Source organism: Nocardiopsis codii (genome assembly GCF_036327455.1).
GTDB classification, from domain to species: Bacteria; Actinomycetota; Actinomycetes; order Streptosporangiales; family Streptosporangiaceae; genus Nocardiopsis; species Nocardiopsis codii.
In genome coordinates this window covers 99,318-124,060 of sequence record NZ_JAUZMY010000017.1, presented here as the reverse complement: position 1 = coordinate 124,060, position 24,743 = coordinate 99,318, and the positions used below count along the sequence as shown (strand labels likewise).

The window sequence follows — 24,743 nt, the reverse complement described above, 5'->3', positions numbered from 1 at the left end:
GCCGGGATCGATGCCGGAGTAGATGCCGGGGGCTTCGAGGCGCCGGGGCAGGAGGGACGCCGGTCCGGGGGGCGGACGACACCGCCGGGGCGGGGCCGCCCGCGCCCCGGCAGCGGGACGCGCGGGTCAGCGGCCCGCGGCGCCCTCCGGGATCCAGGGCTCCCAGACGTCGCGGTTCTCCTCCACCCAGATCGCGGCGGCCTCCTCGGAGTCGAGCCCCTCGTCGGCGATCATCCGGGCGACGTCGTTCTGCTGCCCGTTGGTCCAGGTCCAGTTGTCGAGGAACTGGTACGAGGGTTCGTCCGCCTCCACGAACCCGGTCCGGAAGATCTTGTTCATGTGGTACTGCGGGTAGTCGCAGGGAATCCACTCCAGGTCCTCGTCGCACCCGGGCTTCCACGGCGGGAAGTCGACGCGGACCAGCTCCAGTTCCTCCTGGAGCCACTGCGGGTCGTAGAAGTAGAAGAGCACCGGCTCCTCGTTGGCGTAGCGCCGCCGCACCTCGGTGATCTGCGAGGCCTCCGACCCCGCGAAGACGATCTCCAGGTCCAGGTCGAACGCGTTGATCATCCCCTCGTCCTGGGTGACGAACCCGGGGGCGCCGCCGAGGAACTCGCCCTTCTCCCCGGTCTCGGCGGTCCGGAAGATGTCGGTGTGCTCCCTCAGCCCGTCCGCCGTGGTGATCCCCGGGTACGCGTCCGCCACGTAGCCGGGGATGTACCAGCCGATACCGCCGACGTTGCCGTTGGGGCCGCCGTCGACCACGGTGCCGTTGCCGTCCGGTCCGTAGAGCTCCATGAGGTCGTCGTGGCCCCAGTTCTCCACGATCACGTCCAGCACGCCCTGGTCCAGGGCCTGCCACGACGGCTGCTCGTCCGTCCGGATCAGCTGGACGTCGTAACCCATCTCCGTGCGGAGGATGTACGCCAGCACCTCCGCGCTGGCCTCGTACCCCACCCAGCCGTTCAGGGCCATGCGGACGACGCCCGGGTCCCGGGCGATCTGGTCGGTGCGCACCGCGCACGAGCTCACCGTCACCAGGGCCAGGCCGACCGCGAGGACCCTCACCAGGGGACCCCTGCGGCCCGGAGCGTCGGACGGCCCCTGCCCCGGGGTACGGGTTCGGGGAGCGCCCGGGGTGCTGGGCACGAACGGCGCCCGGACACGGGCGAGGAACGAGCCCCACGAATACTGTCTAGGCACGGGGTGCCCTCCTTCCCTGCGTCAGACGGTCCAGGAACAGGCCGAGGCAGACGATCGCCAGACCCGAGGCCAGACCGAGGCCGAGCTGGTTCTGCGCCAGGCCGAACACCACGTCGAAGCCGAGCGACCCGGCGCCCACGAGGGCGCCCATCACGACCATGGACAGCACCAGGATGATCCCCTGGTTGACGGCGAGCAGCAGCGAGCCGCGCGCCATCGGCAGCTCCACCTTGGTGAGCAGCTGCCACTTGGTGGACCCCTGGGAGCGGGCCGCCTCCAGCGTGGCGGGCGGTACGCCCCGGATACCGTCGTTGACCAGGCGGATCACCGCCGGCAGGGCGAAGATGACCGCCGCCACCAGAGCCGGCACGCGGCCGATCGTGAACAGCGCCACCGCCGGGATCAGGTACACGAACGGCGGCAGGGTCTGCATGGCGTCGAGGATCGGCTTGAGGATCGCGGCGAACACGTCGTTGCGGGACATCAGCACGCCGACCACCACGCCGAGCGCGATGGTGAGCACGGCCGCCACGAGCACCTGCGAGAGCGTGTCCATGGCGTTGTTCCACACGCCCAGCAGGCCCACCACCACGAACGCCGCGCCGGACACGAGACCCGCGCCGAATCCGGAGAAGATCCACGCCAGGGCGGCCGCGGCGAGCGTCACCAGCCACCAGGGCGACCCGGTCAGGAGCTCGCTCAACGGGCTCAGCACCCAGTCGAGGGTCCACGTGGCCAGGGCTGCGGTGGTGGAGCCGATCGCCCCCTGGATGGCGTCGTAGACGGCGTTGACCGGGGTGGCGAGGTCGACGGAGACCTCGCGCGGCCAGCCCTCCACCCCCATCAGCCGTGCGACCACGACCACGGCGACCGTCAGGAGGAGCCCGCCGGCGAGGAGCGGCAGCCCCCACGGCGCGGGGACGTGCGGGGTGCGCGCGCCGTGGCCGACCGCGCCCGTCACCCGGTCCAGGGCGATGGCGAGCATGACGATCGCCAGGCCCGCCTGGAACGCCTGGCCGACGTTCACCTTGGCGAGTGCCTGGTAGATCGCGTCGCCCAGTCCGCCCGCGCCGATGACCGACGCGATCACGACCATGGACACGGCGAGCATGATGGTCTGGTTGACGCCGAGCAGGATGGTGCGCTTGGCCATGGGCAGCTGCACCTTGGTGAGCACCTGCCACGGCGTCGAGCCCAGCGACGTCGTCGCCTCGACCGCGCCCTTGGGCACCTCGCGGATCGCCAGCGCCGTGATCCGGACGGCGGGCGGGATCGCGTACACGGCGGTCACCACGGCTGCGGCCGGGTTGCCGATGCCGAACAGCAGCACGAACGGCAGCAGGTACGCGAACGCGGGCATGATCTGCATGAAGTCCAGCACCGGGCGGATACCCCGGTAGAACCTCTCGCTGCGTCCGGCGAGGATGCCGAGCGGGATGCCGAACAGCAGGGCGATGAACACGGACGTGATGATCAGCGCCAGGGTGGTCATCGACTCGGTCCACAGCCCGGTGAGCGCGAAGACCCCGAAGGTCACGAGCACCAGGATCGCCACCCGCCACCCGGCGACCCGCCAGGCGGCGAGGACGCCGAGGACGGTCACGCCCGGCCAGGTGAGGAAGTCCAGGAACTGGTTGATCAGCACGACGGCCGACCCCAGCCCCACGGACACGTAGTTGAAGAAGTACAGGAACATCGGGCTGTCGTTGCGGTTGACGACGATCCACCCGTACACGCCGTCGAGCCACGCCATGAAGGCGTCGCCGATCCCGGTCGGGAAGGCGCCCGCCCACGCGGGATTGCCCAGCGCGCGGGTCACCCAGTAGCCGGCCACGAGGACGGCGACGACCAGGAGTGCCTGCACCCATGTGTTCCGGAGGAAGGACGGTTCGCCTTCCGCCCTGCCGCCGGAGGCGGGCGCCCCGGTGCCTGCGCCGGGTTCGGTCACAGTGGCCATGTCACCCACCGCTCCCGGCCGGGGCGGGACCGTCGTGTTCGCCGGTCGCGCCGTCGCCCTGCTGCTCGGCGGCCTCCCCGAAGTCGGCGACGTGGCTGGCCGACGCCGGGTCGGTGGCCTCGTCGGACAGCTCCTCCGAGGTCTCCCCCTCGATCGCGGCGGCAGCCGCGGCGTTCTCCAGCTGGTCCTCGGCGATGGCGCGCAGCACGTCGTCGCGGCCCACGTAGCCCAGGAGGGTGTCGCCCTCCACGACCCGGACGGGTGCGGTGCTCGCGGCGAGCATCGGCAGGACCTCGGCCAGGACGGTGCCGGGCTCGGTGGTCGGGCCGTCCGTGCGCTCCCCCGGGAAGGGCTCGCGCACCAGCCACCGGGCGGTCAGCACGGTGGTGCGGGCGACGTCGGAGGTGAAGTCGGCGACGTAGGCGTTGGCGGGCCGCCCCACCACCTCCTCCGGGGTGCCGACCTGGACGAGTTCGCCGTCGCGCATGATGGCGATGCGGTCGCCCAGTTTGAGCGCCTCCTGGAGGTCGTGCGTGATGAACACGGACGTCTTGTCCAGTTCCTCCTTGAGCCGCAGCACCTCGTTCTGCATGTCCCGGCGGATCAGCGGGTCGAGGGCGCTGAAGGGCTCGTCGAACAGCAGCACCTGCGGTTCGACGGCGAGTGCGCGGGCCAGGCCGACCCGCTGCTGCATGCCGCCGGAGAGTTCGCCGGGCCGGGAGTACTCGTAGCCGCTCAGGCCGACCATGTCGATCATCTCGCGTGCCCGCGCGTAGCGGTCGGTGCGCGACATCCCCCGCACCTCCAGCCCGTAGGCCACGTTGTCGATGATCCTGCGGTTGGGCAGCAGCCCGAAGTGCTGGAAGACCATCGCCATCTTGTGGCGGCGGAGCTCGCGCAGGCGGTGCGGCTCGGCCTCGCCGATGTTCTCGCCGTCGAGGATCACCTCGCCGAACGTGGGCTCGATCAGCCGGGTCAGGCACCGGATCAGCGTGGACTTGCCCGATCCGGACAGGCCCATGACCACGAAGGTCTCCCCGGGCCGCACGTCGAAGGACACGTCGCGCACCGCCACGGTGCAGCCGGTCTCGTCCCTGATGCGGTCGCGGTCCGCGTGCTCCAGGTCGGTGCCGATCACGTTGTCGGCGTTCTTCCCGAAGATCTTCCACAGGTGGCGCACCGAGAAGGTGACGTCGGAGGAGCCCGCCGGTGGGACGGCCCCCTCTGCTGCCTGCGTACTCATCGGCTCTCCTCGCTCTCGGCCGAACCGTCCTCGCGGATCAGATCGGCTGCGCGCTCACCGAGCGCCAGGACCATGACCATGGGGTTGGGGGTCGGGAGGGTCGGGAACACCGACGCGTCGGCGACACGGAGCCCGCGCAGACCGCGCACGCGCAGGCGCGGATCGACCACGGCGGTGTCGTCGGCGGCAGCTCCCATGCGGCACGTGCCCGCCGGGTGGTACACCGTGTGGGCGGCGCGGCGTCCGTACTCGGAGAGCTGCTCGTCGGTCCTGACCTCGGGGCCGGGGGCGACCTCGCGTTTGATCCAGGAGCGGAACGGCTCGGTGGCGGCCACCTCGCGGGCGATCTTCAGGCCGTCCACGACGGTCTTCTCGTCGTACCCCTCGGGGTCGGTGAAGTACCGGAAGTCCAGGGCGGGCTTGACCGCGGGGTCGGCGCTGGTGAGGGAGAGCTTGCCGCGTGAGCGCGAACGGGGGATGTTCGGCGTCATGCACACCGCGTACCCGTCGGGTGGTGACTCGTAGCCCAGCCGCTTCGTGTTGTCGTCGAAGGGGATCTGGTAGATGTGGAACATCAGGTCGGGTCGGGGGTCGGTGTCGTCGCGCCGGACGAAGAGGGCCGCGTCCGAGTCCATGACCGTGTTCTGCGGGACCGGCCTGGCGGTCTCCCACATGATGATCGACTCGGGGTGGTCGAGCAGGTTCTCGCCGACGCCCGGCAGGTCGTGGCGGGGCTCGACGCCGACGGCGCGCAGTTCCTCGGCGTTCCCGATGCCGGAGAGCATGAGCAGGCGGGGCGTGTCGATCGCCCCGGCGGACAGGACGACCTCGCGGCGCGCGTTCACGGTGACGCGGGTGCCGTCCGCGGACGTGGCGCTCACACCGGTGGCCCGGTCGCCGTCGAGGAGCAGCCGGTCGACCCAGGTCTCCAGCATGACGGTGAGGTTCTCGCGCACGTCCATGATCGGGTGCAGGTAGGCCACCGACGCCGACGAGCGGTACCCGGTGTAGGGGTCGTAGGCGATGGACAGGAACCCCGCGCCCTCGACGAAGCCGCCTCCGTGGGAGGTGAGCGCGTTGAAGTCCCGGACGACCGGCACGTCCGCGGCCTCGGCGGCCGAGGACACCCAGTCCTTGACCATGGCGTTGCGGTCCTTCTCCGCGATCGGGACGATGTTGCACTTGATGCGGTCGGCGTAGGCCTGCACGGTGGCGTTGTCCCAGCCCTCGGCCCCCGCCGCGACCCAGTCGTCCAGGTCCTCGGCGAACGGCCGGAAGCTGATGAGCGTGTTGTGCGAGGAGCACCCGCCGAGCACGCGGGCCCGGGAGTGCAGGATGTGGGAGTTGCCGCGCGGCTGCTCGACGGTCGTGTACTGCATGTCGAGGTCGCCGCCGAGGACGCTCAGCCAGTCGCGGAGGCGGAGCACGTGCTCCAGGTCGCGGTCGTCCGGCCCGCCCTCGATGAGGCACACGGTGGTGCCGGGGTCCTCGGTGAGGCGGTTCGCGATCACCGAGCCCGCTGTGCCTCCGCCCACGATCACGTAGTCGAAGGTGGATTCGGTTGTGGCCACGGTCTGCGTTCCTCTCGTTGTCTTCAGCCCAGGGGATGCCGGAGGGAGACCGACCTTGGTGGGTTCTGTCGTGGTGCAGTCGCGGAGTGGGGGCCCGCGGAGGTGGTGGAGGGCCCGTCGGCGCGGAGGACGGAACCGCGCCGACGGGCGTCCGGGCCCCGGTCCGCCGGGGCCCGGGGCCGGGTGTCCTCAGCCGAACCAGCGCTGCGGTTCGGGCGCCAGGTTGCGGTAGACGTGCTTGGCCTCGCGGTACTCGTCCAGTCCCGCCAGGCCCAGCTCCCTGCCGACGCCGCTGCGGCCGAAGCCGCCCCACTCCGCGCCGGGGAAGTAGGGGCCGTAGTCGTTGATCCAGACGGTGCCGTGGCGCAGGGCCGCCGCGACGCGCTCGCCGCGGCCGGTGTCGTCGGTCCACACGCCGCCGGAGAGCCCGTAGTCGGTGTCGTTGCCGAGCTCGACCGCCTGGGCCTCGGTCTCGAACCGCTCCACGGTGACGACCGGGCCGAACACCTCGGTCTGGACGATGTCCATGGACCGGTCGCAGTCCACGAACACGGTGGGGCGGTAGAAGTAGCCGTCGGCGAGGCGGGGATCGTCCGGCCGCCTGCCCCCGGCGATGATCCGGGCGCCCTCCTCGACGCCGCGCGCGACGGCGGCCTCGACCTTGGCGCGGTGCTCGGCCGAGACCAGCGGGCCGCAGCGCACCCCCTCGTCCTGGCCCCTGCCGATGCGGATGGCGTCGGCGCGGCGGGCGAGTTCGGTGGTGAAGGCGTCGTGGATGTCGTTGTGCACGATGAGCCGCGCACCGGCGGAGCACACCTGTCCGGAGTGGAAGAACGCGGCGCTGAGCGCGTAGTCCACGGCGGTGTCCAGGTCCACGTCCGGGAAGATGATGTTGGGGTTCTTGCCGCCCAGTTCGAGGGCGATCTTCTTGACCGTCTCGGAGGCCGCCGCCATGATCCGCCTGCCGGTGGCCAGGCCGCCGGTGAAGGAGACCAGGTCGACGTCGGGGTGCTCGGAGAGCGGGGCGCCCGCGTCGGGGCCGCTGCCGGTGACCAGGTTGACCACGCCGGCGGGGATGCCCGCCTCGGTGGTGAGCTCGACCAGCTTGGCGGTGGTGACGGGGGTGATCTCGCTGGGCTTGACCACCATGGTGTTGCCCGCGGCGATGGCCGGCGCCATCTTCCAGGCGAGCTGGAGCAGCGGGTAGTTCCAGGGGGTGATCATGCCGCAGACGCCGACGGGTTCGTAGACGACCTTGCTGTGCACCCCTTCGGGCGCGGACACGAGGCGGCCGGCGTCCTTGTCGGCGAGACCGGCGTAGTAGCGGAAGACGTTGGTGACGTCGTCGACGTCGATCCCGCCCTCCTCGATGGTCTTGCCGGTGTCGAGCGACTCCATGACCGCGATGTCCGCGCGGTCGCGCTGAAGCAGGTCGGCGATGCGGCCGAGGACGGCTCCCCGCTCCTCGGCGGAGGTGCTGCGCCACTCTCCGGTGTCGAAGGCGCGCCTCGCCGCGGCGATGGCGTCCTCGGCGTCGGCGCGTCCGCCCTCGCTGACGATGGTCAGGACGGAGGCGTCCGCGGGGTCCAGGATCTCCCGGACCCGGCCGTTCCTCGCCGCCCGCCACTCGCCGTCGATGTACAGGCTGGTGGCCGTCGCCGAGCCCGGTTCGGACAGGTACGGGACGGACGGCAGGGTTACGTAGGGTTCGTTCACGGGTCCGGTTTGCCCAAGATCGGTAGTCACAAACAGCCTCGTCTCATAAGACGCGCACGTCACAACGTCCCCACAACCCCTACTGGACCGGAAGAACTCCTCCGTCCGCCGGAGCGGTCATCGGCACACCTCACGTCACACGCAGGCAGAAAACTACGCTGAGTGACGACAGCTCCTCCGGAGAACACTCGCACCTGGGGAATACCGGGCCGAGTCTTTGACGTACATTTAGGTGTACCTAAGTGGGTTCGTCCGCACCTCGGCGCTCTCACCACACGGCCCGCCCGGAGCCGCGCCCGACCGCGCAACCCTTGAGGAAGCATGCTGCTCGAACAGGAACGCCGCGATGTCTGCCTGACCGCCCGCGCCCTCGCCGGCGGCTCCGGTTCCGCCCCCGGTGAGTCGGGAACCGTCAGCGTCCGCAGCGGCGACCTCGTGGTGGTCACGCCGCACGGGGTCCCCCTCGACCAGATCCAGCCCGCCGACTGCCCGGTGATGTCGCTCGACGACCGGGTCCTGGAGGGCCTCCGCGACCCCGCGGCCGAGGCCACCCTGCACATGGCCGTGCACCGCCGCGCCGTGGAGGGCGGGCGCGACGTGACGGCCGTCGTGAACGCGTTCACCGCCGACACCGTCGCGGTGTCCTCCGTGCTCGCCGAACTGCCGCCGATCCACCACCGCGCCGCCTCCCTGGGCGGGGCGATCGCCGTGACCCCCTACACGACCTACGGCGGCGGCGAGATCGGCGACTTCGCGGCCAAGGCCCTCAAGGGCCGCGACGCCGCCCTGCTCGCCCACCACGGCGGACTCGCCCTGGGCCGCGACCTCACCCACGCCCTGGAGAACCTCCGCCTCCTCGACTGGCTGTGCGCGGCGTACGTCAGGGCCCGCCAGATCGGCGAGCCCCGCGTGCTCTCCGAGGACGAGCTGGCCCAGGTGCGCCGACGCGACGCCTACGGGTGGGCCGGCCCCGACATCTGGTAGCCGCCGCACCCGCGGAAACCGGGGTGGCGGACGCGTGCGAACCAGGTACGGATACTCGGTGACACTCCACCCGGAAACGCCACAATGGTCTGGACGACCGACCCCTGCCGGTGGGAGACCCCATGCGCTGCAGCTACATCAGGCTCCTCGTCAACGACTTCGAGGCCTGCTTCCGCTTCTACTCCGACGTGCTCCACCTCCCCGTCCTGTGGGGGGACGAGACGGGCCGCTACGCCGAGTTCGACGTGGAGTCGGGGACCAGACTCGCCATCAACCAGCGCGAGGTGATGGCCGAGGCCCTGGAGACCGACACCGCCGACCCCGCCCTCCCCCACCAGGACCGGCTCGCCGTCGTCTTCCAGGTGGACGACGTCGACGCGACCGCCGCCAAGCTGGTCGCGGACGGCGCCCGCCAGGTGATGGAGCCGCGGAACTGGACGGCGTGGGGGGTGCGCGCGGCCCACTTCCGCGACCCCGACGGCTACCTGCTGGAGATCAACCAGCCCCTGGTACGGGACATCGGCGCCTGACCCCGGCAACCTCCGCGCCCCCGGCCCCCGCGGGCTCCCCGGCCCGGCCCCTCAGCGACCCAGGTGCTCCACCAGCAGCTCGTTGACCCGGTCCGCGCGCTCCACCCCGAGAAGGTGCGCGGCGCCGTCGACCACCTCGAACCGGGCATCGGCGATCCCGTCGGCGAGCCTGCGGCCGTGGCCGGGCGGCAGCAGCGGGTCGTGGGCGGCCGACGCGACCAGGGTCGGCACCCGCACTGCGGCGGCCAGGTGCCGCTGGTCCACCTTCGCGACCGCGTCGCACACCGAGGCGAACCCGCCCGGGTCGAGCCTGCCGAAGTCCTCGGTGAACCTGGCCACGACCTCCGGCCGGTCCTCGACCATGTCGGGTGTGAACCAGGGCCGGGCCACGTCGGCGGCCACCGACTCCAGCCCGACCTCCCGCACACGCGAGGCGATCCGGTCCCACCGGTGCGTGGCGGGCGTGCGCGGCGCCGCCGCGAGCAGCGCCAGGCGGTCCAGGCTCCGCGGCGAGTTCGCCGCGATCCAGACCAGCAGCGAGGCACCCAGGCCCGCGCCGACGGCCGACACCCTCTGGACCCCGCGGTCCTCCAGGACGCCGAGCAGGTCGAGGGCGAGGTCCGCCACCGTGTACGGCCCCGCGGGGGCCGGGGAGGAGCCGTGCCCCCGGTGGTTGACCCGCAGGACCCGGCGGTTGCGGGTGAGCGCCGGCATCTGCGGTTCCCAGACCGACATCGTCGTGCCGAAGGGCGGCACGAGCAGCACGACGGGCGCGTGCCCGGGTCCGTCGAGTCGGTACTGGAGCGGGATCAAGGCCATGGAACCTCCGAGTCGCCAGAACGCCAGGTTATCCGGTGCCCTCCCGGACGTTCCAGGAAAGCCCGGACCGCCGCGTGGAGTGGAGGACAGTAACTGACCTGCACGCTTCGTAGGGTCGTGACCACGAGCTTCGGAGCAACGGAAAGCGGTGGTCATGATGGTGGCGACGACGGAGACGGCCCTGGACGCCGAGCGCGCGACCCTCCTGCGGTCCCTGGGGGAGCAGCGCGACTTCCTCCGGTTCACGCTCCGGGGGCTGGACGACGAGCAGGCCGCGCGCCGCACCACGGTGAGCGAGCTGACCCTCGGAGGCCTGGTCAAGCACGTGACGCAGACGGAGCGCAACTGGGTCGCCTTCATCCGCGAGGGCGCCCCGTCCATCTCCTCGGACTACGAGGACCCGTCCACCTGGCAGGAGCAGGCGGACAGCTTCCGGCTGCTGGACGGCGAGACCCTGGCCGGCGCCCTGGAGGACTACGCCCGGGTGGCCGAGGAGACGGAGAGGCTCGTGGCCGAACTGCCCGACCTGGAGGTCTCCCACCGTCTCCCGCCCGCTCCGTGGTTCCAGGAGGAGGCCTCGTGGTCGGCGCGCGACGCGCTGCTGCACATCATCCGCGAGACCGCGCAGCACAGCGGCCACGCCGACATCATCCGGGAGTGCCTGGACGGGCAGAGGACGATGGGCTGACTCCGGCCCCGCCCCGCCGACCGGCGCGGGCGGTCCGTCGGCGACACCCCCGGAGCCTGGGCGGACACACGACGGGGGCGGGTCCACCGCCTGGTGGACCCGCCCCCGGAAAAAGGTGGCGAGGGTCGCTCCCGCATCCCGTGCGGCCAGCTGGACGGGGAGCATCCGGATACCACCAGGTCCAGGTGAGGACGAGTAGGGCACCACCCCTGACACGTCCGGGAGCTTCCCGGCACACCTTGATACTCAGGCAGCGGTATCCGGTGAAGTACCAGCGGCGGGGCCTCTGAGCTGGAAACGGCTCGGGTGCCCCGCCGTCCCGTTGCCGTTCCTACCGCAGGGCGTCGACCAGGTCCCGGCCGGTGCGTGGCGCGCGCCTGGTGACCGTAGCGGCGATGTCCCGCAGTTCGTCGACCGCGTAGGCGTTGACCGCCAGCGCGTCACCGGCCGTGTCCGTCGCTACGCCGACCGCCGCGTCGAGGTCCCCGGCAACCGTGTGCGCCTTGGCCAGACAGGCGCGGTACCACGCCCGGTCGCGCCGGTAGTGCTCTGGAAGTCCGTCGAGCGCACGGGTCAGCATGTCCACGGCACCCTCCCCGTTGCGTAGGTCGAGTTCGACCATGCCGCGCTGGGCGAGGAACCAGGTGTCCCCATAGAAGTACATCCAGTCCGGTTCGTCTTCGGGACGCTCGGACGCACCCCGGATGAGCGTCTCGGCTTCGTCGAGCGACCGGCGTGCGGCGTCCGGCTCGACCAGCAGGGCGTGTCCGCGCGCCTGCATCTGCGCGGCCATACCAGCGATTCCCGGCGTGGTCCGGCCGTTGTGCCAGCGCGCCGCCTCGCCCAGCCGGACACAGCCGGGACCGTCACCGACGCTCCACGCGATGTGCGCCTTCATGGAGAGAGTCGTCGCCGCCATGTTCGCGTCGGCCGCCTCCATGGCCCATCCGTGCGCCCGGTCGTACCAGGCGAGCGCGGACGCCTTGTCACCCTGGTCGTTGCACAGCCACGCCATGAACTGCCCGTACTGGGCAGCGAGGGAGACCAGCCGGTCACGGACGTCCGTTCGCGCTTCGCGGCCGAGTTCGGTGACGGTGGCCAACTGGGCGCGAACCACGCCGACGACCGGTCCGCTGCCGAGCGTGTCCTCCGCTCGCCGGTGCTCGGCGAGGCACCTCTCCAGCCACTCGACGGCGTGCGCGTCGACGCGCCGGGGAGTCTCCACGACGGCCGTCAGACGCTCGTAGAGCTCACGGTCGGGCGCCAGTGTCGGCAGAGCCAGGGAGGACACGGGCATGCGCGGTTCGGGGACACTGGCGAGTTCTGCGAGCTTTCCGCCAGCGCCTAGCAGGTCGTCTAGGGCAGCGGCCAGTTTCGGCGACGGAGCCTGTTTGCCGCCCAGAACGCGCACGAGATAGCCGTGGTCGTAGTTGGTGGCGCGTGCCGCTCCCCGGACGGACAGACCCTCGTCCCGTAGGGCCTCCCGGACGCGCTGGGAGAAATCGGTCATGGGGGCGCTCCATGTCACTGGTGACCGGTGACTTCCAGAGTAGTCACCACTGGTCGCCTCCCGTAGGGCCGCTTCCGAGACGAAGCATGGATCCATGGCTTCCAGCAGCCCCCACGGCGGGGACCCCGCAGCCGAACGGCCAGCGCCCGCAGTACGGCACAGCGTGACGACGTTGGCGGACCTGGCGCGTCTGACACAGCCTCGGGCGAGCAGGGTCCCCCGGGTGTATCCGGCCCTCCCCGTTCCGCTCCCCCGTCGCAGCGCCCAGAAAGGACAGTGACCATGCCGAATGAGAACCGCGTCTACCGTCTCGTCGACCCGTTCCCGCCGGAGACAGCGGAGGAACGCGCGGACGAACTCTTCGACGATGTGTCCGGGAAGCTCCGGGACCGACCCGAGAGCAGGTCCACCAAGGCGCAGCTACGCGCGCACCTTGAGAGCGCCGACGCGGCGTTTCAGGCCTTACACGACTGGGTGATGGCGGGCAACCCACTGCCCGACCCATGGCGTCGGTTCTACGAGCCCCGGGACAGCGAAGCCGATCCCGGCTGCGTATAGATGGGTATCTGGTTCGGGTACTGCCGCACAGTGGCGGGGATCCGCCCGTGCGGACCGGCCCCTTCCCGACTTCGCGGTGTCGATGGATCTGGCGGTTTCGACATGACCGGCACGGGCAGCGGTCCGCCAGACCCCACAGCTGATCAGGTAGCTGCGATCGAGTGGGCGAAGGCCTTCGAGGCCATCTCGCCTGACAGCTTCGCCCCGGCCGTCGTCGCTCTGCGAGCGCGCTACGGCCACAAGTACGTCATCCGGCGCAGCGGACGTCTGTGGATAGCAACGGACGTCGACCCCGCCACGGAAACCGCGCCGACCATCATCGAAGACAACTTGACCCACTTCGTGGCCGCACTGGAGAGCCCGGGACCACGCGTGGGCGCTCCCTTCGACCACCCAACCCAATAGCCGCACGCGCGCCGGACCCTCGCAGGGGCAGAGTTCCGGCGCGCGTTTGGCGTTGGCCCGGTCAAGGAGGGCACGACCGCCCACACGCGCGAGGGTGAGGGGGCGACCGAGCGGGGCGCCTCGCGCGCGTGCGCGCGCGTAGGACAGGGTCGACCGGTCGACCTTTCCCTTAAAAGCATGTGTGATCTAAAACACTATAGAACTTCGCGGCAGCTTCGCACCCATGACCGATTTCTAACGAAATGTCCGCGAAGCTTCGCAGCAACCTTGTTCAGATCTGCACAAGTCTGAATGTCTACAGCACTCATATATGGACCCTGGCACAGCTCGAATGTGATCAGAGATCCCACACAAGTCCCATATGGCGGTAGCCTGATCGCACCCTCGAACACAGAGCTCCGACTGATTGGCGACCACGTGCGGCCGCCGATGGTCGCCGGGAGCCATTGGCATTCCCAACCCTCCCGGTCGCGAAGGGAAAACTGTGGTTTCGAGGAAAGATGACGGTTGGTTGCGCCGCCCTGAAGCATGGAGGTGCTTCGAACTGCTGGTTCGCTTGTTGAGCGACTGGCTGCGAGGCTAGCCCGACCCCTGGCCTCAATGACAGGGGCCGGGGCCAGGTGGTGAGGTCCGTTGTGTTCTAGCCGACCCCTCGGACCTCACCGCTCATACAACCAACGCTTACAGAAAGGTAGACTTACTCCCACCCCTGCAGTAGGCCAACTACCACTTGGCCAACTGTCGCTTGGCATCACTGATGCTACATCTTCGCACGTACTAAGCGCTAATTAGCGCTGACTACTGTCGCAAATTTCATGTTAGTAGCAACGCCAGACTTGCGCTTATCTTGGGCCAAATCCACTATGAACTTGCCCGACCACCCTCGCGCCTCTCACTGACTTAAGACGTTCTGCCCGTGTGGCAGTACGGTGAGCCGGTTATCGACCAGTGCGGTCGACTGCATGAGCCGCACGGCGTCTTGGGTCGTTCAGGCTCCTCGTTGGCAGAGAAGTCACGCTTGGGTCCGTCCGCGCTGTCCGCATCATCCCCAATGGCGCCTCCGGCCTGGTCAACAGTGCCGAGCACAGGGAACCGCCTCGCTTCACGCGCACCCATCCCACCAGCACCACTATCCCAACGGGAACCTCCCGTTCCGCCAGCGTCCGCTGGGCACCACTCCTGTGGACGGAACAGACAGGGCGGACACACGACGGGGGCGGGTTCACCGCCTGGTGGACCCGCCCCCGGAAAAAGGTGGCGAGGGTCGCTCCCGCAACCCGTGCAGCCGGCGGAACGGGGAGCATCCGGATACCACCAGGCGCAGGTGGGGACGGGTAGGACACCACCCCTGACACGTCCGGGAGCTTCCCGGCACACCTTGATACTCAGGCAGCGGTATCCAGTGAAGTACCAGCGGCGGGGGCCTCTGAGCTGGTGGTCAGCTCCGGCGCCCCTTCCGCTGCAAGCGGCTTCGTCGTGCCGAACGGCAACCCCCTGACATGACGAAGGCCCCGCCCTACTCTGAGAAGTGCGACCGACTCAGGAAGACGAGGCCCGACATGCCAGAGCCCACCCCCGTGCCTGACGACCCAGGGCTCACATTCGGGCAACGGCTGAAGGTGCAGCGAACACGGCGGGGCATGACTCGCGACGTCCTCGCCGGCCTCGTCGGCAAGTCCGGTTCGTGGGTGAAAGCCGTGGAGGCCGGACGCCTCCAGGCCCCCAAGCTCTCCATGCTCCTACGCCTTGCCGAGGCCCTGCGTGTGCGGGACCTCGCGCAACTCACCGGCGACCAGTCCATTCCCATCAGCCTGTTCACCGGCCCCGGCCACGCCCGTCTTCCCGCCGTCCGCTCCGCCGTCAACGCGATGCCCGTGCTCACCAGCCGCGCCGCACCACCGGTGGGGCACCTGCGGGCGCGTCTCGACCAAGCCTGGGCGACGAGGCACAGCAGCCCCCGTCACCGCGAGGTTCTCGGCCAACTCCTTCCCGACCTGATCGGCGACTCACAACTCGCAGCGCATCAGGCGGACTCCCGCGCGGAGCGCCGAGCGGCGCAAGCCGTACTCGCCGAGGTCTACGCGCTCTCACAGTTCTTCATCGCCTACCAGCCCGCGCAAGACCTCCTCTGGCGGGTCGCCGAGCGCGGCATGATCGCTGCCCAGGACTCCGGAGACCTGCACGCGATCGGCGTCGCGTCCTGGCTGATGGCACAGGCACACAGGGATGCCGGAGACTGGGACGCTGCTGACGTGGTCACCTCGCACACCCTGGAGTTGTTGACCCGGCACTCCGATGGGGCGACCACCTCCGTCGCAGCGATCCACGGCGCCATGCTCTTCGAGGACGGGTACACGGCCGCACGGCGCGGAGAGACCGGCGCGGCATGGGGGCGGTGGGATGCCGCGAACTCCGTCGCCGACCGGCTTCCCGGCACGTACTACCACCCGGTCACCAGCTTCTCGCGGGCCATCATGGGAGCCCACGCGGTCACGATCGCCGTGGAGCTGCGAGCGGGGGGTGAATCGGTCCGGCAGGCCGACCGCACCGTGTCAGCGGCGATCCCGTCCCGTCCGAGGCGGGCTCGGCACGAGATCGAACAAGCACGCGCCTACTACCTCGACGCACAGCCGGACGTCGCCCTCTCCGTCCTGGAAGCGGCGAACGAGGCCGCACCGGAGACCATCCGCTACAACGGGTACGCGCGCCGGATCATCTTGGAAGAGCTGGACGAGCGCGACGGGCGGCGCCAACGACGGGCGTCCGAACTGGCCGACAGGATGGGACTGCTCACCGCGTGATCATGGGGGGACAAACTGTGTCCTCCCCCTGGTGTCACGAGTCGTAGCGTCGTCCTCACACAACCCCCGAGGTGAGCGATGATGACCGACCGACACACGGACGAGGCGCCGTCCCGACGCGTCCATCCGTCCGTGATCGAGATCGTCGCGGCCGACCACCCCTCATGGGAGATCAGCCGCGACCGCGCCGGAGACACACCCGGCCCTTGGCAGGCGACGCGCGGGGACGTGACCGTGTCCGCGCCGACCCCGCCCGAACTCCTCGACTCCCTGGAGGCGCACGAGCTCGACCGGCTCCGAAAGGAGCACGCGGGCCGGTGGAAGGTGTGGCGGACCCCCCGGTACTGGATGGCGACCGCCCTGGTCGCCGGGGTGGAGCCGACCCTCATGGAGGAAAGCGCCGGCGTTCTCGAAGCGAAGATGCTCCACCCCGGCACGTGGGGGCAGCAGACCTGGAAGGGCACGCCGTGACCTTCGAGGAGTTCGTCCGGCTCACCGCGCCACGCACCACCCGCGACCCCGAGCCCGATTTCCCACGGGGCGCTCCGCTTCCCCGTAAACGCGCACGCGCCGTCCCGCCCGCACCTGAACAGCGAGGAGAGCACCGTGAACCACCACGCCCCGACGACAGCCCGGCGGGCTTCCCGCCTCCCACATGGTGACGGTCGAGGGTTGAACCGTTGACCGGCAAGTATCGCGACACCCCCGGGGCCCGGTCGGACACACGACGGGGGCGGGTCCACCGCCTGGTGGACCCGCCCCCGGAAAAAGGTGGCGAGGGTCGCTCCCGCATCCCCCCTCAAAGTACGGAAGCAACCCTCGCCTGGGAAGCGGCCAGCAACTCCTCCCCCCGGGAGTCGCGGCCTGTAAGGTCTGCCGCGGATCGATCTTGTCGTTCCGCGTTGTTGAAGACACTACCCACCCCAACCTCGAAGAACAACCCTCAGTCACGAGAAACTACTTAAAGTGATCGTCATCGCTGTGCAGGCCCCGCGCCAAGGGCTCCGGATCTTCGTCAACCAGGGGTCATGACGGCGCCCCCGGGAACCGCGCATAGCCTGGACCGGTGAGATCACCGCTCCTCAGCCCTCGCTGGCTCGGCATCCACCTGGTCGCCCTGCTCGTCGTCCTCGTGTGCGTCGCAGGCACCTCGTGGCAGTTCGTCCGCGCCTTCGAACCCGACCGGGAGGTCATCACCAACCCGGTCGAGGACCTCGCGACCGCCCGCCCCGTCGCCGACCTGTTGGAACCGGGCGAGTACATGCACCCGGAGTCCTTCGCGAACCAGGCGGTCGAGGCCACCGGCCACTACGACACCGGCGCCCAGCTCCTGGTGCCCCGGGTCGTGGACGGCGTCTCCGGCCACGACGTCATCCTCCCGCTGGTCACCGCGGACGGCAGCGCCGTCACCGTCAACCGGGGCTGGGCCGAGGAGGGGCAGGACATCCCCGACGCCCCCGGCGGCGAGGTCACCGCCACGGGCTGGCTGCTGCCGCCCGTCGGCGCGGAGGGCGTCGTCCCCGTCGAGGTCTCCGAGGGGCAGGTCGAGCGCATCGCCGCGTCCGTCCTGGTCCAGGAGTGGAACCACCCCCTCTACGAGGGCTACGTCACCCTGCCCGCGCAGGACCCGGCCACGGACTCCCTGGTCCCGGTGCCGCCGCCCGAGCCGCCCACCGAGGTCAAGATCAACTGGCGCAGCCTCAGCTACACGGTGCAGTGGGCGATGTTCGGCGTCTCCGCGGTGGTCTTCTGGATCATCCTCATGCGGCGGGAACTGGCGGAGGCCCGCTCCCGGAGGGAACGGGCCTCCGACGGGGAGGGCGCGGAGGGTCAGCCGGCGGTCGCGGGCTCCTGAGCCCGCTCATCCGCGGCGCGCTCCTTGGCCTGCTCGGACCTGACCACCCGGTGCTCGACCACGAAACCGACCACGGGGACGGTGCCCGCCAGGGCCACGCCCAGCGTGCGCGCCGCGCTCCAGCGCCGGTCCAGCGCCACCCACAGCACCGCGAACACGTACACCATGTAGATGTAGCCGTGCGGCATCGCGATGAAGAGCATCAGCGGCGACTCGGGGCCGAACCACTGCTCCCAGCCCTGCGGCGCGGCCGTCAGGGAGAAACGGGCCGTCTCACCGACCAGGTACTTGGCGGGCATGGCCACGAAGGTCAGCCCCAACAGGAAAACACCGGTCACGTACGCGAGCACCCTGTACAACGCGAACGACACACGCCTCTTGTCCACCGCTACCTCACACGCTTCAGAAGACTTCCGCCCCGAGGAGGGTCGGGGTCCCTCCTCGAGGCTAAACGCTGTCCGGGACAGCGGCCCCCCGGGGTGGCCGAGGCCGGACAATCTCACATCCGCGCAGGTCAGCCCTTGTTGGAAACCCGGTCCGGGCTGCTCCACCGGCCGTCGGAGTCGGTGGTCCACGCCTTGGAGATCATGCGCAGCGAGAGGTAGGCGTCCACCAGGCGGATCGGGAAGAAGAACAGCCCGTACAGCAGGTAGGACGGCCGCCGCCGGATCATCGCCATCAGGCACGTGAGCATGTAGTCCGGGACGAACAGGCCGATGGCGATCGCCAGGAGCGGCAGGAACGCCGACACCGCGGTGAAGGCCCCGCCGAAGAACGGCAGTGTCGCGAACGGCGCCCCGCCGAGCGTGCCCACCAGGACGAACACCCCGAGCAGCGCGGTGAGCAGCAGGACCAGGGAGACCAGCACGACCTCGGCGATGTAGAGCGCGAGGAACGCCCAGAAGACGCTCGGCCAGAACCTGTGCCTGCGCACGGTCTGCCAGAAGCCCAGCGTCCACCGGCTGACCTGCTTGTAGTAGTCGGCGAACGTGAAGGGGTCCTGGCTGTAGGCCTTGGTGTCGGGGTTCATCGAGATGCGGCCCAGGCGCTTGTGGTGCACCTCGAAGGTCATGTTGAAGTCCTCGATCACCAGCCCCCTGGGGTTGACGTCGATCTCCCTCAGCGCCTCGCTGCGGTAGACGCTGGCGAAGCCCGGCACGATGAACGCCGTGTTGGTGTACCTCCAGGTCTGCCCGAACCGCATGAGGTACTGGAGCATGAAGTACAGGCGGTCCCGGTACGCGGAGATCGTCCTGCCGACGACCGTGCGCTCCTCGGGCTTCCACTCCGAGACGACGAATCCCGCGACGGCCGCGACCGTCGGGTCCTCCAGCTGCCGCCTCGCCCCCTCCACGTACCCCGGGTCGAGTTCGGTGTCAGCGTCGAGGATGAGGACCCCGCCGTAGTTCTCGGTCAGGGAGAACTCCTCGATGACCGCCTCGATGGCCCCGGCCTTGCCGCGGTTGGTGAGGAGTTCGAGCACGTTGACGCCGGTCCTGGCGGCGATCTCCGCGGTGGAGTCCTTGGAGGAGTCGGAGACGACGTAGATGTCCCAGCGGTTGAACAGGCTCAGCGCGGAGCCGATGGCCGCGTGGATGACGGGTTCCTCGTTGTGCGCGGGGATGATGACCGCGAGGGAGACGCCGGGGTCGCCGTCGGCGCCCTCGGGGGCTGTCTCGGCCTCCCCCGCGGCGTGGGACACGGCGACGGATCCGGTCGGCCCGCCGGGGAGTCCGGCCCTGACCGCGCCCGCCTCGGGGGCGCCCGCTCCGACCAGGACCCGTTCCGGGGAGGCGTGCCGGACGGGCCGGCGCCGCCGCGCGCGCGGCCGGACCACGGCGCGGATCGAGTCCTCGCTCAGCCGCAGGAGGCCGATGGCGGTCCACAGCAGGAGGTTGGCTCCGAACGCCAGCCACAGGAACACGTAGCCGAACGCGCCCAGACCCGCTGCGGCCGCCATGTCCGCGGCGAACGCGAACCAGTAGACGAAGAGTGAGACGGCGAGGACCAGGGCGATCAACCCGGTCAGCAGGCCACCGATGAAACGCGCGATACGCACAGCGCTAGGACCTCTCCGAGAAATATCGGTTTCGGGCCGACATTGACCCGCAAAGTCGGTGTTAGGTTGACGTCCTACGACACGGAGCGGTTGACCCTGGTTCGCGTCCTATGTAGGCCACGCAAATCGTATACACGGGCTTGCGTGAGGTGGTACCCATTAGAAGATATTTGCGAGGAGGACCTGGGGCAGAGCACGCCCCTGGTTTATTACGGCTGTCTGGAACCAGGCCAATCCTTGCAGAGGGCGACCCATGGAGAGAAGGAGAATGCTCGGAGTGATCGGCGGCTCACCATCCCCCTCGCCTGATCCGGCCCGCAACAGGGATGACTGCGGACCCATGAGCAACACTGTCACCAGCGATGACATCGAGCCCCTGGAGCCGATCACTCGGGTGGCGCTCCACCAGCCGCACTATCTGCCCTGGCTGGGCCTCCTCGACAAGATCGACCGTTCCGACCGTTTTGTCGTATTGGACACGGTTCAGTTTGAACGGCGCGGATGGCAGAACCGAAACTACGTCGCGGGCCGGGACGAGCCCGTCCTGCTAACCGTGCCGGTCAACCAGGGCAAGCGCGACGATCGCATACTGGACAAGCATATTGACAACGGGCAGCAATGGAGGACCAAGCACTACAAGGCACTCTCGGAACACTGTTACCGCAGAGCTCCTTACTGGCGCGAATACCGCGATGAAATCGCCCACCTGTACGAAAGAGAGTGGGACAACCTCGCGAAGCTCGCCACGGAGACGATCCGCATGCTGATGCGCTGCTACGGGATCGACACCCCGTTGGTGCTCGCGAGCGAGATCGGGGACTTCCCCGGCCGCAAGAGCGAGCTGCTCGCCCAGATCTGCGCCAAGGCCGGCGCGGACGTCATGCTCTCCGGCGACGGCGCCAAGGACTACCTGGACGTCGGGACCCTGCGCCGCTACGGGATCGGCGTCGAGTGGCAGGACTTCCGGCATCCGGTGTACCCGCAGCACACGCGCGGAGACGCCGGCTTCCTACCGCGCCTGTCGGCGATCGACCTCCTGCTCAACGCCGGGCCGGACGCGCTCCACGTGCTCCGCCGGGCGAGAACCCTGAGCTGACCGCGTGTCGGCACGCGGACCGGGGTCCCGCCCGCGCCCGCGGGTCCGGGACCTCTCCACGGGTTCGGGACAACCCCGATCGCCCCACCTCGGTTAAGGACGGGAAACCGGCATGACGACGGACTGGTCACAGGAACGCATCCTGGTCTACGCGCCCCACCCGGACGACGAGATCCTCGGCTGCGGCGGCCTCATGAGCAAGGCCAAGAGCGCCGGCGCCGAGGTGTTCGTCCAGTTCCTCACCGTCGGGGACACCGCCGACCAGTCGCCGAAGGGCTTCTCCACAGCCGAGGAGCGCTACGCGGAGATCAAGAAGGTCTCCGACCACTTCCGCTGGGACGACTGGCACATGGCCCTCCCCGGCGACGCCCACCACCTGCGGCTCGACACCGTCCCCCGGGTTGACCTGACCCAGCTGATCGAGCGCGGGAGCCCGCTGTCGATCGAGCGGCTCAGGCCGACCGTGGTGCTGGCCCCGCACCGCACCAGCTACAACCAGGACCACCAGGTCACGGCCGAGGCCGTGCACACCGCCCTGCGCCCCTCGAACGCCGCCCTGCGGCACCACCCGCGCCTGGTGCTGGCCTACGAGGAGGCCGCCGACCAGTGGCGGTCCGAGCCGGTGGCGCCCCCGAACCTCGTCGTCGAGCTGGACGAGCCGCAACTGCTGGACAAGCTCCTCGGCATGGAGCTGTACGGGTCGCAGAGCCACACGCACCCGCACACGCGCTCCGAGCTGACCCTGCGCAGCCTCGCCGTCCTCCGCGGCATGCAGGCCGGGGTCGCCCTCGGGGAGGGCTTCCACGTGCTGCGCTGTCTGGCCTGAACGACCGGGCCGCGTCCCGGTCCACACACTTCTCCGACACGCGCCCCGCTCGCGCAACTCCGGAAGTACCGCAACGCACATCGCCCGCAGTGGAGGGGAAACCATGAAGGCTGTAGTGACCGGAGGAGCCGGGTTCATCGGCTCTCACCTGTGCGACCACCTGGTCGCACGGGGATACGAGGTGACGGTTCTGGACGACCTGTCGACCGGCTCCGCCGACAACCTCGCCCAGGCGGAGGGTTCGCCCGGATTTCGCTTCGTGCGCGGGGACGTCCTGGACAGGGACCTGGTCGACGACCTGGTCGCGGAGGCGGACACGGTGTTCCACCTCGCCGCGGCCGTGGGCGTCTACAACATCGTCGACAACCCGCTGCGCTCCCTGAGGGTCAACCTGCACGGGACCGAGAACGTGGTGGAGTCGGCCGTCGCGCACCGGGTGCCGTACATGATCGCGTCGACCAGCGAGGTGTACGGCAAGAACGACGCCGACGGGCTCAAGGAGGACGACGACCGGATCTACGGTTCCGCGACCAAGAGCCGGTGGTCCTACGCCGCGGCCAAGGGGCTGGACGAACTGGTCGCCTACGTGCACGGCTCCGAGTCCGGCGTCCCGTGCGTGATCGCCCGCTTGTTCAACGTGGTCGGTCCCCGCCAGACCGGCCGCTACGGCATGGTCGTCCCCCGGTTCGTCGACCAGGCGATGTCGGGGGAGCCGATCACCGTGTACGGAACGGGGACGCAGCGCCGATGCTTCGGCTCGGTGTTCGACGTGGTGCCCGGCCTCCTCGGACTGATGGAGACCCCGGAGGCCTTCAACCGGGCCGTCAACCTCGGCGGCCACGAGGAGATCTCCATCAAGGGTCTCGCCGACCGCGTCGTGGAGCTCACCGGTTCGTCGAGCGCGATCACCTACATCGACTACGAGAAGGCCTACGGCGACGGCTACGAGGACATGCAGCGCCGCTACCCGGACACGTCGCTGGCGGGTCGCCTGATCGGCTACCGGCCCGAGCGCGACCTCAACGACATCATCCGGTCGATCGTCGAGCACCGGAACACGCCGCGGGCCGTACCCGAACCCGTGTAGGACCTCCTTCCGCACGACCGGCCAGGGGCGCCTCCCCGCCCCCGCCGGCCCCTACGGCGTGACGGCACGACGGCGGCGAGAGGACCTGTCGCCGGTGCCACGACGGGTGGCCGCCCGCCCCGGCGGGCTCCGGCGCGCTCCAGGCCCGCGGAGGGCAGGAGCGACCGCGCCGGGCTCTCCGCCGCCCGGCCCGAACAGGGCATAGGGAGGACAGGACTCGGGGTCCGCACGCGGACGGCCCGTGCCGCGAGCCGTCGCAGCGGCACGCGGCACCGGTCAGAGACCCAGCAGCTCCGTCAGCACCAGGACCACGCTCAGGGCCAGCACTGTCGCGCACAGGAGCGCCATCGCCCACGGTCGGGCCACGGACAACGGGGGCCCGTCCCCCTCCGGGTCCCGGGTGCCGTACGCGGTCCTCCGCCAGCGCACCCACAGGTGCGCGCCGAGTACGGCGCACACGAGCAGCAGACCCGCCGTCGTGGCCACGCGCACCGACGGGGACGCCCGGAGTGCGGCGGCGGCGTCGTGGGTGAGCGCGCCGCGCAGGAACAGCATCCCCACCACCGCGAGCAGGATGAGCGTCCGCTGCCAGGACAGCAGGGTGCGTTCGGGTTGGAGCCCGGGGTCGCCGCGCTCGACGGGCGCGTTCACAGGAGGTTGCCCAGCAGGACGAGGGCGCACACCAGCCCCACAGCGAACGCGGTGACCAGCGGGAGCAGGCTCAGCCGCAGAGTGCCGCCGCGGCGCATGATCCTCTGCACGCGGTACCAGCGCAGCGGGGCGTAGACCGTGATGACCCCGGCCAGTGCCGCCAGGAGCAGGCCGACCGCGGTGCGGGACCACTCCGCCCAGCCGAGGGGCAGCAGGTGCAGGACCGCCACGGCGCCGGCGAGGAGGGCCAGGGAAGTCCTCACCCAGGCGAGGAAGGTGCGCTCGTTCGCGAGTGTGAACCGGTAGTCGACGGGCCGATCCGGCGCGTCGTCTTCCGGTGCCGCGGCGTCCTTCACGGCCACCCCCGTTCGCATGGCACTTCCCGTTTTCCGTCCCCGCCCGGTCACGTTGCCACACAGTGGGTCCGTGCCTCTCGATCGACACTAGCCGCGGTTCGCCTTTCCTCCCCAACAGGTATGTAACACGTGTTGTGTTGGAAATCGCCCATCTGGGGCGGGTGTCCGTGCCATCGGCAACGCATGCGGAACAAACGAGTGGGCACGACCGCTGTAGGACTGAGAGATGGCGGTTGGCCGACGGTCGACTCCAACCAACGAAGAGATCAGGAGACCACGTGCCCACGGTCGAGCTCACCAAGGACAACTTCGCGGAGACGCTGAAGGACAACGACTTCGTCCTCATCGACTTCTGGGCGGACTGGTGCGGTCCCTGCCGGCAGTTCGCCCCGGTCTTCGAGAAGTCCGCGGACACCCACACCGACATCGTGCACGCCAAGGTGGACACCGAGGCTCAGCGCGAACTGGCCTTCGAGTTCAAGATCCAGTCCATCCCGACGCTGATGATCGTGCGCGAGCGCACCGTCATCTACAACGAGCCGGGCGCTCTGCCCTCCGAGGCGCTGGAGAGCCTGATCACCCAGGCCAAGGAGCTGGACATGGACGAGGTGCGCCAGAAGATCACCGAACAGGGCGGCGACGCCCCGGAGTAACCCGGGACACCGGAAACCCCACGCCCGGCCCTCCCGTGACAACGGCGGGGCCGGGCGTTCGCGTGCCCGGGCACGGGTCGGCCACGCCCGTGCCCGCCTTCGGTGACAGGTCGACAACGCTCGGCGTTCGGAACGCCTCCGAGTTCACCGCGCACGTTCACCTAGGCCACGAGGA

General features: G+C 69.9%; 23 protein-coding genes. 12 read left to right on the top strand and 11 right to left on the bottom strand.

Features of this window, described 5'->3' with window-relative positions; genetic code table 11:
• Nucleotides 1–126 precede the first annotated feature (126 nt).
• From Q8791_RS18055 to Q8791_RS18035, 5 genes are all read right to left on the bottom strand, one after another.
• Nucleotides 127–1,068, bottom strand: coding sequence for a glycine betaine ABC transporter substrate-binding protein (locus Q8791_RS18055; RefSeq protein ID WP_330092932.1), 942 nt, complete (start codon nucleotides 1,066–1,068; stop codon nucleotides 127–129).
• Nucleotides 1,069–1,195: 127 nt separating this feature from the next.
• The gene (locus Q8791_RS18050) at nucleotides 1,196–3,160 is read right to left on the bottom strand and encodes an ABC transporter permease (protein WP_330092896.1); all 1,965 of its coding nucleotides are present in this window, start codon (nucleotides 3,158–3,160) and stop codon (nucleotides 1,196–1,198) included.
• Nucleotide 3,161: 1 nt separating this feature from the next.
• Nucleotides 3,162–4,403, bottom strand: coding sequence for a quaternary amine ABC transporter ATP-binding protein (locus Q8791_RS18045; RefSeq protein ID WP_330092895.1), 1,242 nt, complete (start codon nucleotides 4,401–4,403; stop codon nucleotides 3,162–3,164).
• Entirely contained in the window at nucleotides 4,400–5,974 is a 1,575-nt protein-coding gene (locus Q8791_RS18040; RefSeq protein ID WP_330092894.1) for a GMC family oxidoreductase, read from the bottom strand. The genes Q8791_RS18045 and Q8791_RS18040 overlap by 4 nt, the downstream gene beginning before the upstream one ends.
• Nucleotides 5,975–6,163: 189 nt before the next feature.
• Nucleotides 6,164–7,690 (bottom strand): aldehyde dehydrogenase family protein, encoded by a 1,527-nt coding sequence (locus Q8791_RS18035; protein ID WP_330092893.1) that lies wholly within the window; start codon nucleotides 7,688–7,690, stop codon nucleotides 6,164–6,166.
• Nucleotides 7,691–8,011: 321 nt separating this feature from the next.
• Between Q8791_RS18035 and Q8791_RS18030 the strand changes: the two genes are divergently transcribed.
• The gene (locus Q8791_RS18030) at nucleotides 8,012–8,674 is read left to right on the top strand and encodes a class II aldolase/adducin family protein (protein ID WP_330092892.1); all 663 of its coding nucleotides are present in this window, start codon (nucleotides 8,012–8,014) and stop codon (nucleotides 8,672–8,674) included.
• 122 nt (nucleotides 8,675–8,796) lie between these two features.
• Nucleotides 8,797–9,204, top strand: a complete 408-nt coding sequence (locus tag Q8791_RS18025) for a VOC family protein (protein ID WP_330092891.1) — start codon at nucleotides 8,797–8,799, stop codon at nucleotides 9,202–9,204.
• 51 nt (nucleotides 9,205–9,255) lie between these two features.
• Here the strand turns inward: Q8791_RS18025 and Q8791_RS18020 are convergent, their stop codons facing one another.
• Nucleotides 9,256–10,023 (bottom strand): alpha/beta fold hydrolase, encoded by a 768-nt coding sequence (locus tag Q8791_RS18020; RefSeq protein ID WP_330092890.1) that lies wholly within the window; start codon nucleotides 10,021–10,023, stop codon nucleotides 9,256–9,258.
• Nucleotides 10,024–10,177: 154 nt separating this feature from the next.
• On the opposite strand from Q8791_RS18020, the gene Q8791_RS18015 reads away from it, so the two are divergent.
• On the top strand, nucleotides 10,178–10,711 hold the full coding sequence (locus tag Q8791_RS18015; protein WP_330092889.1) for a DinB family protein: 534 nt from the start codon (nucleotides 10,178–10,180) through the stop codon (nucleotides 10,709–10,711).
• Between the two features lie 331 nt (nucleotides 10,712–11,042).
• On the opposite strand, the gene Q8791_RS18010 is transcribed toward Q8791_RS18015, so the two are convergent.
• Nucleotides 11,043–12,221, bottom strand: a complete 1,179-nt coding sequence (locus Q8791_RS18010; RefSeq protein ID WP_330092888.1) for a helix-turn-helix transcriptional regulator — start codon at nucleotides 12,219–12,221, stop codon at nucleotides 11,043–11,045.
• A gap of 282 nt (nucleotides 12,222–12,503) precedes the next feature.
• Here Q8791_RS18010 and Q8791_RS18005 point away from each other — a divergent pair, with 282 nt between their 5' ends.
• The 5 genes from Q8791_RS18005 to Q8791_RS17985 all read left to right on the top strand — a co-directional run bounded on the left by Q8791_RS18005 (nucleotide 12,504) and on the right by Q8791_RS17985 (nucleotide 17,840).
• Nucleotides 12,504–12,779, top strand: a complete 276-nt coding sequence (locus Q8791_RS18005) for a hypothetical protein (RefSeq protein ID WP_330092887.1) — start codon at nucleotides 12,504–12,506, stop codon at nucleotides 12,777–12,779.
• A 102-nt stretch (nucleotides 12,780–12,881) separates the two neighbouring features.
• Nucleotides 12,882–13,184: a hypothetical protein gene (locus tag Q8791_RS18000; protein WP_330092886.1), complete on the top strand. Its 303-nt coding sequence runs from the start codon at nucleotides 12,882–12,884 to the stop codon at nucleotides 13,182–13,184.
• A 1,499-nt stretch (nucleotides 13,185–14,683) separates the two neighbouring features.
• The gene (locus Q8791_RS17995) at nucleotides 14,684–15,985 is read left to right on the top strand and encodes a helix-turn-helix domain-containing protein (protein WP_330092885.1); all 1,302 of its coding nucleotides are present in this window, start codon (nucleotides 14,684–14,686) and stop codon (nucleotides 15,983–15,985) included.
• An 81-nt stretch (nucleotides 15,986–16,066) separates the two neighbouring features.
• A complete protein-coding gene (locus tag Q8791_RS17990) occupies nucleotides 16,067–16,456 on the top strand; it encodes a hypothetical protein (RefSeq protein WP_330092884.1) in 390 nt (129 codons plus the stop codon).
• A gap of 595 nt (nucleotides 16,457–17,051) precedes the next feature.
• The gene (locus Q8791_RS17985) at nucleotides 17,052–17,840 is read left to right on the top strand and encodes an SURF1 family protein (RefSeq protein WP_330092883.1); all 789 of its coding nucleotides are present in this window, start codon (nucleotides 17,052–17,054) and stop codon (nucleotides 17,838–17,840) included.
• Here the strand turns inward: Q8791_RS17985 and Q8791_RS17980 are convergent.
• Together Q8791_RS17980 and Q8791_RS17975 are read right to left on the bottom strand one after the other, a co-directional pair.
• Entirely contained in the window at nucleotides 17,816–18,226 is a 411-nt protein-coding gene (locus tag Q8791_RS17980) for a DUF3817 domain-containing protein (RefSeq protein ID WP_330092882.1), read from the bottom strand. The genes Q8791_RS17985 and Q8791_RS17980 overlap by 25 nt on opposite strands.
• Nucleotides 18,227–18,354: 128 nt before the next feature.
• Nucleotides 18,355–19,899 (bottom strand): glycosyltransferase family 2 protein, encoded by a 1,545-nt coding sequence (locus Q8791_RS17975; protein WP_330092881.1) that lies wholly within the window; start codon nucleotides 19,897–19,899, stop codon nucleotides 18,355–18,357.
• A 340-nt stretch (nucleotides 19,900–20,239) separates the two neighbouring features.
• Here Q8791_RS17975 and Q8791_RS17970 point away from each other — a divergent pair, with 340 nt between their 5' ends.
• From Q8791_RS17970 to Q8791_RS17960, 3 genes are all read left to right on the top strand, one after another.
• A complete protein-coding gene (locus tag Q8791_RS17970; protein ID WP_330092880.1) occupies nucleotides 20,240–20,995 on the top strand; it encodes a WbqC family protein in 756 nt (251 codons plus the stop codon).
• A gap of 112 nt (nucleotides 20,996–21,107) precedes the next feature.
• Complete coding sequence (locus tag Q8791_RS17965) at nucleotides 21,108–21,821, top strand: PIG-L deacetylase family protein (protein WP_330092879.1); 714 nt, start codon at nucleotides 21,108–21,110, stop codon at nucleotides 21,819–21,821.
• A gap of 103 nt (nucleotides 21,822–21,924) precedes the next feature.
• On the top strand, nucleotides 21,925–22,908 hold the full coding sequence (locus tag Q8791_RS17960) for an NAD-dependent epimerase/dehydratase family protein (protein WP_330092878.1): 984 nt from the start codon (nucleotides 21,925–21,927) through the stop codon (nucleotides 22,906–22,908).
• Nucleotides 22,909–23,184: 276 nt separating this feature from the next.
• Here the strand turns inward: Q8791_RS17960 and Q8791_RS17955 are convergent, their stop codons facing one another.
• Together Q8791_RS17955 and Q8791_RS17950 are read right to left on the bottom strand one after the other, a co-directional pair.
• The gene (locus Q8791_RS17955; protein ID WP_330092877.1) at nucleotides 23,185–23,559 is read right to left on the bottom strand and encodes a DUF202 domain-containing protein; all 375 of its coding nucleotides are present in this window, start codon (nucleotides 23,557–23,559) and stop codon (nucleotides 23,185–23,187) included.
• The gene (locus tag Q8791_RS17950) at nucleotides 23,556–23,933 is read right to left on the bottom strand and encodes a YidH family protein (protein ID WP_330092876.1); all 378 of its coding nucleotides are present in this window, start codon (nucleotides 23,931–23,933) and stop codon (nucleotides 23,556–23,558) included. Before Q8791_RS17950 ends, Q8791_RS17955 begins: the two co-directional genes overlap by 4 nt.
• Before the next feature lie 260 nt (nucleotides 23,934–24,193).
• Here Q8791_RS17950 and trxA point away from each other — a divergent pair, with 260 nt between their 5' ends.
• Nucleotides 24,194–24,568 carry a thioredoxin gene (gene trxA / locus Q8791_RS17945; protein WP_267947578.1) on the top strand — a complete coding sequence of 125 codons (375 nt, stop codon included), beginning with the start codon at nucleotides 24,194–24,196 and terminating at the stop codon, nucleotides 24,566–24,568.
• Nucleotides 24,569–24,743: the final 175 nt, after the last annotated feature.